This is a genomic window from Oscillatoria sp. HE19RPO, assembly GCF_024220515.1.
Classification (GTDB): Bacteria; Cyanobacteriota; Cyanobacteriia; order Cyanobacteriales; family Laspinemataceae; genus Laspinema.
Genome location: NZ_JAMXOT010000139.1, coordinates 1 through 13,092, shown reverse-complemented (window position 1 = coordinate 13,092; position 13,092 = coordinate 1). Strand labels below are relative to the sequence as shown.

The following is a 13,092-nucleotide window of genomic DNA, read 5'->3' as shown; positions in this document are numbered from 1 at the left end:
TCCAAAAAATAAAACCTTCAAAAAACCCGCAGGCTCAAGCCTGGGGCTACACGGACAAAGCGGTGCCTGCGCGGGCTAAAAGAGCCTTGTTAGGTGCGATCGCATCAAAGCAAGGATGATTTATTTGTTGGAATCCCCTCGAACCCTAAATGTAGAGGCGATTCGCGAATCGCCTCTACATTTAGGGTCTGTTTTTCAACAATGCGGAAGTTCTGTTTTTTTATACCTATTCTCCCTTGAATGCTATGCAGTGTGGACTCTGCCAACGAGAGATGGAGAACCTCACGGTTCATCACCTGATTCCGAAACAAAAAGATGGTGCAAAAGGTCCGACGGTTGATATTTGTTCAGCTTGTCATCGTCAGGTTCATGCACTCTTTGATAATGCTCGACTGGCGCAAGAACTGAATACCGTGGAAAAACTCCAGGAAGAACCCCAAATGAAGAAGTTTCTAGCTTGGGTGAAGAAGCAAAAGCCGGATAAACGGATTAAAGTTAATCGCTAAAATTCCTGGACAGTGAAAAGTTTTGTGAGATAAGTAGAGAAGGGCCTTCAACTGTCCAGGTCTACGTTCATTACCATCCAATTATGAAATGAGGATGAAATTACCCTATTCAATCCGTAAGAAATTGAGCTTCATACTCTGGAGAGATGTAAATGGAGGCTTTGTCATCTTAAAGTTTTTATTATAAAATTTAATTGAGGGAGAACGCTCATGCTTCTCAATCACCAAAAATATCAATCTAGCTTCGATGAAGCTATGGCTTGTGCAGTGGAATGTGAACACTGTACTCAATTTTATATATGACATATAGTATGACTCAGGCAATTGAGGCCGCATGACATCTTACGGCGATCGCGATCTTTCAAGTAGAACATATTAGCTTGTAAAAGTTCTTTTTTCATTCTTTTATTCCCACGGAGAAGACCAAAACCAAATGAATAGCGCCAACAACACGATGGAAGAACACGCAGGGACTGAGCACCACCACCAAGGAATGCAGGGTAGTTACATCAGGTACTTTGCAATGATTGGAACCTCAATCGTTGTAATGTTTTTTTTAATGTACCTGCATTCGTACCAAATTCTGGGTCATGCCTGGTTTAGTGAAACACGAGTCTTCATGGCACTGATCATGGGTGCGGCAATGATGGTAATTATGCTGTCATATATGCTGCATATGTATAAAAGCCGGACGGTTAACATCGCTATCTACATAGGTGCCCTTGTGCTGTTTGGGGCTTCACTCTGGCTGGTACGCAGTCAGATCACGGTGAGCGATGTCGATTATATGGAAGGCATGATTCCCCACCATTCAATTGCCATTTTGACCAGTGAGCGAGCACAGATTCAGGATCTTCGTGTGCGTGAACTGGCCGATGAAATCATCGAAGCCCAGCGGCGAGAGATTAGAGAGATGGAGTGGCTGATTTCTGACATTGGAGAAAACGGTTTGGTGACGACACAAGCTGAGTTAGAAGCAAGACCGCTGCCAGAGTTCTCGGGAGTTCCCGAATAGTAGGTTAAGACTTTAGTATCAGACTTTATAGAGAAAGAAGCGATCGCCAAGAATGCCGATGTGGGAGTGGAGAAAATAACTCAACATACAAGCATTGTTACCGTGGCTAGAGCCTATAGTCAGCTTGAGGGCTTAGGCATAATTAATTAAGTTGAGATCTAACATGAGAATGGCCCCTGACATGGGATCATCTGCCTCTTCCTCTTATTCTGATGATGTTCTTTTGCCCATCTGTACTAGCGGTTCCCCTAGTTATCAGGCACGGATAGCGACAAGGAATGGGAGCATCTTGCTCCCTACTGCTCAGGGGTCGCCAGATGCTCCCCGTCTCTTGTAGAATTAGAGAATCGCCCATTCAAATCTGCAACCCCTCAGTGTTGTATTTCAGAGTTGAATGGGCGGGTTTTAGGTAAAGTGTAGGACTCGGTTAGTTATTACTATAGGTATATTCGGATGTTTCACAAACGTTAATACCCGTTTGATAAACGTCTCCGGATCCAACACCTTCACCCTCTCCAAATGTTGCCATTAAGTCATAGTTACAGGTGTCTAAGCCATCTTGAATGATGACAGTTGTACTTTCTCCTGGCATGATCACGCCATCTAGCAAAATGTCGGGTCCCCAGTCATCGGACTCTGTAGGGGAAACGTAAAAATGTGTTAAGACGCGATCGGTCTCATTAATCAGCATAAATTCTACATCCTCAGCATCTTGAGCTTGCGCGCTATAGGTTCCTCCGGACCAAATGACGGGAACTGAGATCAGAGCTACTGCTAACATTTTACGAACTGAATGGTTAAACATTGTTTGATTCCTTTGGGAAAATTTAGCTGGGTGTGAAAATATTGAAGTTTAAGTGGGCCAGTTAGAAAGGATTTCATCACCTAATAGAAAATCCATCGCCCTATAAGGGACTACAATTCTCTACTCGAATGACCTCTATCCAGTCGGTATCGGGCAACGGGTTGGCAGCCTGATCTAACAGTTAACCCGTGTTGCGGGACCCTAGAGAAATGGTTGCTTTTCCCTAGCTGTAGCGGCCCTTAAGACGGTGATGAGAGTTTGGGTGGGGGAGATCATCCAGCCGCCTGATGATGTATCAGTTCTTAGGCGATCGCCCGATTTTTTAGACCCGGCGATCGCTCTGGGTCTCTTTCCCCGATGGGGACTGCAGGAAAGTTGGTCATTCAGCAACTTTCGCGGCTGTTTCAAGTTAAACGATTTTACTCGGCTTTAGTGGATGTGCTTGCCCTGTTTTGAGTTCTCTCAATGGATAAATTTTGAGAGTTATATAAGTTATGACACAAGCATAGGGTAGATGTCAATCCAGTTTTGATTAATTTTTTGCTAACCAATTGGGCATTTCCAGCCCTTATTTTAGCTAAAATCTAGTTTGGACGAGCAGTTATCGGAAAAAGTTCGAGGGGAGTTAGAGAAATTTTTCCCGAGGCCAAGCTTGAGCTAATGAGGCGGGTGACGCCGCTTCTGCCCAGGGCCGACACCTAAAACCTTGACCGAGGCCATTGGGGGCTTTACCTATATGTTTCTCACTTTTCCCGATTCACATTACTTGGATTTGCGATCGCCCTCGGACTCGATCGCAAAGAACTGCTTAGTTGCCGGTGCATAAGTCCAGGCAAATCCTGCCGGGTCCTTCTCCCGACTCCAGTCGAGAAATTCGGGTTTGTTCTTATTTTTACTCACCGTAGTCGGATGCACCCCCAACCTTGTTGCCAGTTCAGTCTGATTCATCGGCGGTGGCAACACGACCCGGCGCTTTTGCTTTTTCGGGGCTACGGCTTTGGGGACTTCTGGTTCAGCCATCGCGGGGACGCTGGCGACATCGATGGTTTGGTAGCGTTCCGGCAATTTAATACTGGAAAAACAGTAGACCATGCCCCCATTATCAGTGATTTCATATCCTGCGGCGAACTCGCGAGCCCGTTCCTCTAAATATTCTTGCGCTTCAGTCCCAGAAATGTCCCCATGCATGGCAAAGTCTAGGGCCGTCAGGCGTCCCTGGTTATCTTGGATTAATTGATAAAATAGGGCATTGAGGGTGGCGAGTCGCTGTTGTTGTTTTTGTTGATATTGTTTCCACGCCCATCCCAGTCCAGAGATCACGGCGACCCCCAACAACAGTCGCCATGCAGATAATATGACGGTGACGCCGACTAAAATAGGGACCAGCACAATTAGCCGGGATTCTAGGGTTCCGGTGGTTTGGGGGGGGTTGCTGGGGAGGGGGTCACGGTTCATCTCGCAGTCGGCTGGCATTTTTACCTAGAGTTTGGATTTAACCTTTGAGTGAGCATGGGCATGATTTGCCACAAGTTGCATTATTGCATCTGTGCCTGCGTTTCGTCACGGCGATCGCAATCCCAAGAGGGATTTTCTGATGGAGGCCCTAACTGACGAGTGTGATTCGGGAGGCTTCTCTATCCCCAGATGGAAATTGGGGCAATGGACTCAAAATCTCCCAGGGTCTACCCCGAGTTAGATTTTTGTCCGGTTTTGACGCTTTATACTTAGGGTTGCCCTCTCCCGGATTTGCATAATTCTAGAAACTCTTCCGGAAATTTTCTGGGGTTAGGGGTCGGGCATCCCCGGGTTTAAGCGGGTGGTGATTAGCCCGGTCATAAATTCCTAAAAGAGCGAATAACATTGGGTTTGACGCATTTTATATAAGGGAGTTTTTGTCAAATTTGTGGTTCTTCAAATAGCAACAATTCCGAACCCAATCCTCAAAGAATAGTTCTTAGTACCCCTAAGATATACCCACAGATATATCTTGAATCAATTTATCATAAATTCGAGGATTCATGCCTTATTGGTGATGTAAGACAACTCTCAAAATTGTTAACGTTGAACTATAAAACCGATCGACGTTTAACAGAGAGTGTGACATGAGTTTTTTTCCGACAAACCAACCCATTTTTTCCAAAAAACCCGATCCGAGTACGATTCAGGATTGCAAAGGATTATGGCGAATCCGGTGGAAGATTGGAGGACGGAGTATCTTCAAGCAATTTTATACCCGCATTGATCAAAGCATGATGGTTTGGGCATTGGTGACGGCAGCTATCTTCTTGACTGCCCAATTTTTCCAAATTAATTGGACAACCCAAGCAGTCGCTTGGTCTATCCTCACTCTGGCGGCAACGGCAATCATGTGCTACTTAAGCTGGTTTTGGGTAACTGTAGAAGAAGTACGCTGGACCGTTTATTGGTGGGTATTCCTGATGGTGGGGGGAACCCTTTTAACCGATGCCAGTATTGTTTATGGGTGGGGAGACATTTTAATCCGTCTATGTCCCTTATGGTTGGCATTATGTGGGCTGGGTTATATGGGAACCGGATGGGCATTGCGATCGCGCAGTACCTTCTTGGCAGCAGGATTTCATTTTTTGGGGATAGGGATTTTACCGGCATTCAGTGGATGGGAATATCTGGTGACAGGTTTGATTATGACTGGTACTTTGGTGATTTTTTTTGAAAGACGGTGGGATATGCGTCCTCATCGGGAATTTAAGGAGAACACACCCCCTCGTCAAGAGGTGAAGCGCGATCGGCGACTGCGGGAGGACTCGGTTTACGCCGGATAACTGCGCCACCTCTCTACGGCGAAGCAGAATTAATCGAAAGCCAGGTATTCACCCGGAATGAGGTACAAAGAAACCCACTCTCATTCCCCGGTTACCCCCTCAATCCCCTAACATTTCAGAGTTCGCAAATATAGTATTCCTTATAATAATCCTGTTCTACATCCTGGATTAAATCCCGTGGAGAAATCCTCTCTCTTTTCAATAACCGTTCGTCAAGTGTTCACCCTCAGATCCAGGGTGGGAATTGCCCTCACGGAACATCGCTCAACTCACGAGAGAGGGAGTGGGTTTGAAGGACTAGATTAGGGTTTATCAGCCTCTCTCGCTCCTGATTAACGGGTCCTATTTTTAGGGTAGCAATTGTAACTACACTACCCCATTGATGGGTTAGATTTTAAATCAAATTTCCTGAATGAATCCACTCCGTAGCAGGCCCCTAGACCATCGGTAAAGTCGGTGTTAGAACCGGGTTTAAGGAATTACCCCTGACGAGAAAGTTGGCAAGATATTTAGTGTCAACGTTTCCTGATTTAATGTGGGCTAATTATAGCAAATTTTCGGTGATTTTTCCCAAAATAATAAGCATTTCTTGACTTTATGTAATTTTGTATCGTTTTGTTGAGTTTTTTAGCATTTTGATAGTTACATCTATCCGGAGAGGGATTCTATAAATAGAAGAACAGATCGTAGGGAAGATTTTAGGCAAAATCTCCTAAAAGACCCATCTGCGATCGCCACCTGGAAGTAAAAACGCTCCCTGACTTGTTTTTACAGCCAGAACCCTCCAATAGTTAAGTAGAATTACCTCAACGGATACCGATGTACGCAACCGATTGGACAATCACCGAACGCAACTTTGACCCTTCCCGCGAACCGCATCATCACGAAACAGTTTTTACCCTAGGAAATGGCTATCTGGGCACTCGTGGAACCTTCGAGGAAGGCTATCCGGGCGCAAAACCGGCCACCTTAATTAATGGGGTGTATGATAAGGTCGCGATCGTCCATACGGAACTGGCAAATTGTCCCGATTGGCTGCCGATGGTGGTGTCTGTCGGTGGCGAATACTTCAGCCTCGATCGCGGCGAAATCCTGCACTACGAACGGCAACTGGATATGCGACGTGGCATTCTCAGCCGCCAAATTCGCTGGCGCAGTCCCCTAGGAAAAACCCTAGACCTCCATTTTGAGCGGTTTACCAGTCTTGCCGAACACCATGTCGCCGCCATCCGACTCTCGGTTACCCCGGTGGATTTCTCCGATATCGTGGAAATCCAAGCGGGACTCGATGGACACCCGGATAACCAAGGAATCAAGCATTGGAAATGGATCACACAAGGGTTGACTCCCGTCAAAACCGATCAATCCACCAGTGCCCTCCCCTTTTCCCTCCTTCCCTCAGAAGTGGATGGGGTTTGGATGCAGTTGTCTACGTTACACAGTGGAATTGAGTTGGGAATGGCAACCCAACTCTCAGTTAAAAACGCCCAACAGCAAGCCTTTCCAGTGTTGGCGATGACGACCCCGGGATATCCCACTCTCACTACCCGCTTTGAAGGCAACCGGGGAGAAACGGTAACGGTGGAAAAATTGGTGACGATTTACACCTCCCGGGAAACTGAGGCCCCTACTCAAGCGGCGATCGCCAAACTCAGTCAACTCTCCGACTACGACACCCTGCGCGACGAACATATTGCCGCCTGGGACCGCCTCTGGGAACAATCCGATGTGGTCATCGAAGGGGACCTCAAAGCGCAACAGGCAATCCGCTATAACCTGTTCCAATTGTTGCAAGCGGCCCCCCATCATGATAGTCATGTCAGCATTCCCGCAAAAACGTTATCGGGGTTTGCTTACCGGGGTCACGTTTTTTGGGATACGGAAATTTTTCTGCTGCCCTTTTTAAGCTACACCCAACCGGCAGTCGCCAAAAATGCGCTAACTTATCGCTACCACACCCTCCCTGGTGCTCGTCGCAAAGCGGCAGATTCCGGGTATGAAGGGGCGATGTTTGCCTGGGAAAGCGCCGATACCGGGGATGAAGTCACCCCCCGTTGGGTCCCGGATGCGGAAGGCAAAGAATTGGTGCGGATTTGGTGTGGGGACATCGAACTGCACATCACCACCGATGTCGCTTATGCCGCCTGGAACTACTGGCAAATCACCGGGGATGACGCCTGGATGGCAGAGTATGGCGCAGAATTAATCCTGGATACGGCAGTATTCTGGGGAAGTCGCGCGGAATGGAATGGCGATCGCAACTGTTATGAAGTCCGTGACGTAATTGGACCCGACGAAAATCACGATCGCGTCAATAACAATACCTTCACCAACCGGATGATGCAATGGCATCTGGAAACCGCACAGCAGGTATTGAACTGGTTACAGGAGTTCGCACCGGATCGGGCACAGGCATTGGTGCAGCAACTGGATCTCGATGCCAAACGCCTCACCCATTGGCACCATGTGATTGAGCGGATTTACCTGCCTACCCCCTCAGAGACGGGGTTAATTGAGCAATCGGAAGGCTTTTTCGCCCTCAAAGATGTGAATTTGGCGGATTACGAACCGCGTCAGCAGTCGATGCAGGCGCTTTTGGGAATTGAGGCAACCAGTCAATGCCAGATTCTCAAACAGCCGGATGTGTTGATGTTGCTGTATCTGTTGGGCGATCGCTATGATTCCCAAACTCTGCAAGCGAACTGGGATTATTACTGTCCCCGGACCGATCATGTATATGGATCGAGTCTCGGTCCGGCAATCCATGCGGTTTTAGCCGCACAATTGGATCAACCGATGGAGGCATATCAACACTTCATGCGGGCGGCATTAGTTGATTTAGAAGATGTCCGGGGGAATGCTTGTGAGGGGATTCACGCAGCTTCCACGGGAGGAGTTTGGCAGGCAGTCGTGTTTGGGTTTGCCGGAATTCGTCTCACGGAACGCGGTCCGATCGCCAATCCTCACTTACCCCCAGGATGGACTCGTCTGAAGTTCAAACTCTCCTGGCGCGATCGCTGGTATGAGTTTGATATTAAACAGGAGAGTGCCTCCCTAGAGGGTCAGAAAACCACGTCTCACGGGTCGGAAATCACAGCAACTGCTTTGCGCGACGGGTTACGCGGGGTGATTTTTGATTTGGATGGGGTGCTGACGGATACGGCAGAATACCATTATTTAGGCTGGAAGCAACTGGCGGATGAGGAGGGAATTCCCTTCGATCGCGAGGCGAATGAAGCGATGCGCGGGTTAGCACGTCGGGAGTCTCTGTTAACCTTGCTAGGCAGTCGCCAAGTTCCGGAAGCGCAAATGCAGGAGATGATGGACCGCAAAAACCGTTACTATGTAGACTTGGTAGCGGAGATTGGTCCCCAGGATTTGTTACCGGGAGCACGGGAATTTTTGATGGAACTGCAAGCGGCAGGGATGAAGGTGGCGATCGGGTCATCGAGCAAAAATGCTCACATGGTGGTGGAACGCTTGGGAATTGGACATCTGGTTCAGGCGATCGCTGATGGACATAGTGTATCGCGCTCAAAACCCGCCCCAGATTTGTTCCTCCATGCGGCAGAACTGTTGGGGATTCCTGCGGCAGAGTGTATCGTCTTTGAAGATGCAGACTCCGGGGTAGAAGCGGCGAAAGCAGCAGGAATGTGGGCCGTCGGATTGGGTCCGGTGGAACGCTTCCAGGATGCGGATTTAGTGCTGCCTTCGTTAGAGTATATCCAGTGGAAGGATTTGCTGGACAAACTCGCACAAACCACCCTGTTGCCTGGGGATTTAGCGGCGATCGGCGATCGGATTGGTGCAGGATCTCTGTAATTCAGGTTCTAGTTTGAGGTTAACTCGGGAATTGGGTTAACTCTGTAAAGAAGACACGGCCAAAAAAGCCGTGTCTTTTTGTTGTACAATTTCAACGCTAAATATGCAAGGGTTAAGGTTGTATGCTGCCGATTATTGAGACAATTCCTATTGTTCAACTTGCTTCAGGCGATCGCTTGTTTATCCAGGTTTATAAATTCATTGGAGACAATCCCGGTCCCAAAGCCTATATTCAGTCTAATTTACATGGCGCAGAAATTGCCGGAAATGCGGTGATTCATCAACTGATAGAGTTTTTGCAGGGGGTAGATGACAGTCAAATTCATGGCGAGATTTGGCTGGTTCCAGTTTGTAATCCTCTGGGAATTAATCAGCGATCGCAACATTTTTCCAGCGGACGTTATCACAGCTATGATGGCAAAGACTGGAATCGAATCTTTTGGGATTACGAAAAAGAAACCACAGACATTCAGGAGTTTGCCACCTCTCAAATTAATTTGAATCCAGAAGAAATAGAAAAAAAATATCGAAAGATAATCCTCAAAAAATTTCATCAACTCCAAAAAGACATCAACGCTGCCAGTGGCGTTCCCTTCGTCGAACAGTATCGCTATCAATTACAATCCCTGAGTTTAGATGCCAATTATGTCATTGACTGCCACAGTTCCACCAATCAAGGACTAGATTATCTTTATTATTTTAATTCCCGAGAGGAAAGCTCCAAAGCCTTTCTGCTTGATTATGCAATTCTGATGACCGAATATGATGGCGATGCCTTCGATGAAGCGGGGATGAAACCTTGGCTGGCATTAGAAAATAGTTTTGCCAAACAGGGAAAACCTATCCAGTTTGATGTCGAATCCTGGACCTTGGAACTCGGCACCGGAATGCAGATGAATCCGCAATCCGTCGCCAAAGGAGTGCGAGGAATTCAGAACTATTTGGCACAAAAAGGGATGTTAAATATTCCCGGATTTCCCCTGCCGGAAACAGCCTTTCATTCAGTCCTTTTCATCGCCAAAGACCGCATCCGGAAATATTATGCCACCGCCGGAGGAATGATTCAAAACCGTTTACCCTTGGGAACCGTAGTTAAAAAAGGCGACTGCCTTTACCAACTCTTAAGTTTTAACAAAACTGGAGAACTCCCCCAAATCATCGACATTCCTGCCGTAGAACCGGGCTTAATCGCCGATGTCAGCAGTAATTATTCGGCCAATCAGGGGGATTATGTTTTAACAATTTTTCAGGGAAACCTAGAGGGGTTCTGGAAAACTTAACCTTAATTATTGATATGAAACCCAGCCTACAATTGACAAAAAACAGTTCCAAATTTTATGATTTTGTGAAAGGTAAAGCCTAAATGTAGAGGCGATTCGCGAATCGCCTCTACATTTAGGTTTCAATGTTATAGATGGTTTATCGTGCTGGATTTTTCTGTCGTCTAAAAATCAGGCTTGAAAAATTTGTGCCGCTGTTAATTGTAATTCCGGGAAAGCTAAAGACTCAACCCTGTCATCATTTCGGAATTGCCGGACTTCATACTCGCCATCCACCATGCTATAAACCGAAATAGTCGGAGATTTAGGATAACCAATAAAGCGCCGACCCCCTAAACCTAGATAGTCTACAATCCAGTATTCTGGGATTCCCATTGATTCATAATGCCCCAACTTTATTAGATAATCATTTTTCCAATTGGTACTCACTACTTCTACCACTAGCTGCACCGAGTTCCCTAGGGTAATGATAGACTCTTTCTGCCACCGGGGTTCGTTGCTTAATTGCTCTTTATCGAGGACAATAATATCAGGCTGATAACCCGAATCACCCTCCAAGGGTTTCAGCAAGCAATCACCGGGAATAGAGTAAGGTGATTTTAGTCGTCTGATTTCCAAATGGAGTTCACCCGTGATAAAACCCGTAATATTAGAGTGTGCACCCGTTCCTAAAGGCATTTCTACAATCTTTCCGTTGTGTAATTCATATTTACAGTCGGCATTTTCTGGATACCAGACTACAAATTCATCAAAAGAGATGGGTTTTGTAAGGGTCTGAGTCATAGTTTGTTTACTCATGGGTAAGTTAGGGATTGAATGGGAATCCATTGCTGGGGCAAAAGAGGGGTGGTTTGGTACAGAGGGTCTATCCTGTTGGGTTTTTCTGTTGTCAAAAAATTATGCCTGAAAAATTTGCGCCGCTGTTAATTGTAATTCCGGGAAAGCCAAAGACTCAACCCTGTCATCATCTCGGAATTGCCGGACTTCATACTCGCCATCAACCATGCTATAAACCGAAATAGTCGGAGATTTAGGATAACCAATAAAGCGCCGACCCCCTAAACCTAGATAGTCTACAATCCAGTATTCGGGGATACCCATTGATTCATAATCTCCGGACTTTATTAGATAATCGTTTTTCCAATTGGTACTCACTACTTCTACCACTAATCGCACTGAATTCCCTAGGGTAATAATTGACTCTTTTTGCCACCGGGGTTCCTTGCTTAGTTGCTCTCGATCCAGGACAATAATATCAGGCTGATAACCCGACTCATCCTCCAAGGGTTTCAGCAAGCAATCACCGGGAATAGAGTAAGGTAATTCGTGACGCTCAATTTGCACTCCTAGTTTTAAGCTGATAAAACCCGTAATATTAGAGTGGGCACCCGTTCCTAAAGGCATTTCTACAATCCTTCCGTTGTGTAATTCATATTTACAGGCGGCATTTTCTGGATACCAGGCTACAAATTCATCAAACGAGATAGGTTTTGTAAGGGTCTGAATCATGTTTTTTTACTTTTAGGTAATTGAGGGATTGAACTTGAATCCATTGCTGGGGGACAAAATAGGTGATGCTGGAGTCAGCAGCGATCGCCAATTCATCACCAACAACAGCCGATCGCCATTTCTCACAGCCAGCCAGATTCGTTAAACGGACTCCTGTGAGCGAACTCATCAGCCCTCTCAAGGGTCCATAAAGCTCCGGGTTAGGGATGGATTCATCTTCTCATTTTAGCAGGGTCCAGGAAACGCGGTTTCTAAGAGTACGCGGCATCAACTTGGAGGGACAAGAAACCGGGTTTCTAGCAGCATCTGTGATTCTCCCCGAAGATTGAAGAAAGAAACCCGGTTTCTGGGTTGCTCTGATGGGTTAAAATAGAGTTGCTGTCTCTATCAGTGCGGCAATGAATGAACAACCCATCGAAGCTGCTCTCTTTCTGATTCAACAACTCCTCACTTCTGCGGGTGGGGAGAAAAATGTGCGAGGGTGATTGTATGAAAATAACCCTGAACCTCCCGGATAGCCTGAGCCAAACTGAACTCTTTAACCAGAATGACTCGCTGAGGGAAATTGCTGTCGCCTTGTTTGAGCAAGAGCGGATTTCCCTCAGCCGTGCCAGCAAAATTGCCACAATGGAAATCATGGAGTTTCAAAAGCTGCTGGCAGAGCGTAACATCTGTGTTCACTACGATGTAGCCGAGTTGGAACAGGATGTTCAGCACCTGCGCGATCGCGGCTGGCTATGATTATCGTTAGTGACACATCTGCCCTTTCCAATCTTGCCATAGTCGAGCATCTCGTAGGTTTCCTTACGCCGCGATTCGGGAATCGCCTGTATGGAGTCACGGGCGATTCCCGAATCGCCCCTACATAGGGTAGATTTCCTGTAGCGGCGATTCGCGAATCGCCTGTATGGAGTCACGGGCGATTCCCGAATCGCCCCTACACATAGATTTCCTGTAGCGGCGATTCGCGCGATCGCCTGTATGTATTGGAGTCACGGGCGATTCCCGAATCGCCCCTACACATAGATTTCCTGTAGCGGCGATTCGCGAATCGCCTGTATGTATTGGAGTCACGGGCGATTCCCGAATCGCCCCTACATGGGGTAGATTTCCTGTAGCGGCGATTCGCGAATCGCCTGTATGTATTGGAGTCACGGGCGATTCCCGAATCGCCCCTACATGGGGTAGATTTCCTGTAGCGGCGATTCGCGAATCGCCTGTATGGAGTCACGGGCGATTCCCGAATCGCCCCTACATGGGGTAGATTTCCTGTAGCGGCGATTCGCGAATCGCCTGTATGGAGTCACGGGCGATTCCCGAATCGCCCCTACATGGGGTAGATTTCCTGTAGCGG

12 protein-coding genes are annotated in these 13,092 nt (G+C 47.1%); 6 read left to right on the top strand and 6 right to left on the bottom strand.

Going from position 1 to position 13,092, the window contains the following annotated elements; genetic code table 11:
• Positions 1 to 245 precede the first annotated feature (245 nt).
• Together NG833_RS13370 and NG833_RS13365 are read left to right on the top strand one after the other, a co-directional pair.
• A complete protein-coding gene (locus NG833_RS13370; protein WP_254565781.1) occupies positions 246 to 506 on the top strand; it encodes an HNH endonuclease in 261 nt (86 codons plus the stop codon).
• Between the two features lie 433 nt (positions 507 to 939).
• Positions 940 to 1,521 carry a DUF305 domain-containing protein gene (locus NG833_RS13365; protein ID WP_254565780.1) on the top strand — a complete coding sequence of 194 codons (582 nt, stop codon included), beginning with the start codon at positions 940 to 942 and terminating at the stop codon, positions 1,519 to 1,521.
• A gap of 427 nt (positions 1,522 to 1,948) precedes the next feature.
• Here the strand turns inward: NG833_RS13365 and NG833_RS13360 are convergent, their stop codons facing one another.
• Positions 1,949 to 2,326 (bottom strand): hypothetical protein, encoded by a 378-nt coding sequence (locus NG833_RS13360; protein ID WP_015148469.1) that lies wholly within the window; start codon positions 2,324 to 2,326, stop codon positions 1,949 to 1,951.
• A gap of 762 nt (positions 2,327 to 3,088) precedes the next feature.
• Positions 3,089 to 3,799 carry a hypothetical protein gene (locus NG833_RS13355; RefSeq protein ID WP_254565779.1) on the bottom strand — a complete coding sequence of 237 codons (711 nt, stop codon included), beginning with the start codon at positions 3,797 to 3,799 and terminating at the stop codon, positions 3,089 to 3,091.
• 629 nt (positions 3,800 to 4,428) lie between these two features.
• On the opposite strand from NG833_RS13355, the gene NG833_RS13350 reads away from it, so the two are divergent.
• The 3 genes from NG833_RS13350 to NG833_RS13340 all read left to right on the top strand — a co-directional run bounded on the left by NG833_RS13350 (position 4,429) and on the right by NG833_RS13340 (position 10,229).
• Entirely contained in the window at positions 4,429 to 5,127 is a 699-nt protein-coding gene (locus NG833_RS13350) for a hypothetical protein (RefSeq protein WP_254565778.1), read from the top strand.
• Between the two features lie 819 nt (positions 5,128 to 5,946).
• Positions 5,947 to 8,949, top strand: a complete 3,003-nt coding sequence (gene pgmB / locus NG833_RS13345; RefSeq protein ID WP_254565777.1) for a beta-phosphoglucomutase — start codon at positions 5,947 to 5,949, stop codon at positions 8,947 to 8,949.
• Between the two features lie 122 nt (positions 8,950 to 9,071).
• Positions 9,072 to 10,229 (top strand): succinylglutamate desuccinylase/aspartoacylase family protein, encoded by a 1,158-nt coding sequence (locus NG833_RS13340; protein ID WP_254565776.1) that lies wholly within the window; start codon positions 9,072 to 9,074, stop codon positions 10,227 to 10,229.
• Between the two features lie 171 nt (positions 10,230 to 10,400).
• Here NG833_RS13340 and NG833_RS13335 read toward each other — a convergent pair whose 3' ends face one another.
• From NG833_RS13335 to NG833_RS13325, 3 genes are all read right to left on the bottom strand, one after another.
• Complete coding sequence (locus NG833_RS13335) at positions 10,401 to 11,012, bottom strand: Uma2 family endonuclease (protein WP_254565775.1); 612 nt, start codon at positions 11,010 to 11,012, stop codon at positions 10,401 to 10,403.
• Between the two features lie 114 nt (positions 11,013 to 11,126).
• Positions 11,127 to 11,738 carry a Uma2 family endonuclease gene (locus tag NG833_RS13330; protein ID WP_254565774.1) on the bottom strand — a complete coding sequence of 204 codons (612 nt, stop codon included), beginning with the start codon at positions 11,736 to 11,738 and terminating at the stop codon, positions 11,127 to 11,129.
• Positions 11,704 to 11,907 carry a hypothetical protein gene (locus NG833_RS13325; RefSeq protein WP_254565773.1) on the bottom strand — a complete coding sequence of 68 codons (204 nt, stop codon included), beginning with the start codon at positions 11,905 to 11,907 and terminating at the stop codon, positions 11,704 to 11,706. Before NG833_RS13325 ends, NG833_RS13330 begins: the two co-directional genes overlap by 35 nt.
• 320 nt (positions 11,908 to 12,227) lie before the next feature.
• On the opposite strand from NG833_RS13325, the gene NG833_RS13320 reads away from it, so the two are divergent.
• A complete protein-coding gene (locus NG833_RS13320; protein ID WP_254565772.1) occupies positions 12,228 to 12,479 on the top strand; it encodes a UPF0175 family protein in 252 nt (83 codons plus the stop codon).
• A 120-nt stretch (positions 12,480 to 12,599) separates the two neighbouring features.
• Here NG833_RS13320 and NG833_RS13315 read toward each other — a convergent pair whose 3' ends face one another.
• The gene (locus NG833_RS13315) at positions 12,600 to 12,893 is read right to left on the bottom strand and encodes a hypothetical protein (protein WP_254565771.1); all 294 of its coding nucleotides are present in this window, start codon (positions 12,891 to 12,893) and stop codon (positions 12,600 to 12,602) included.
• Positions 12,894 to 13,092: the final 199 nt, after the last annotated feature.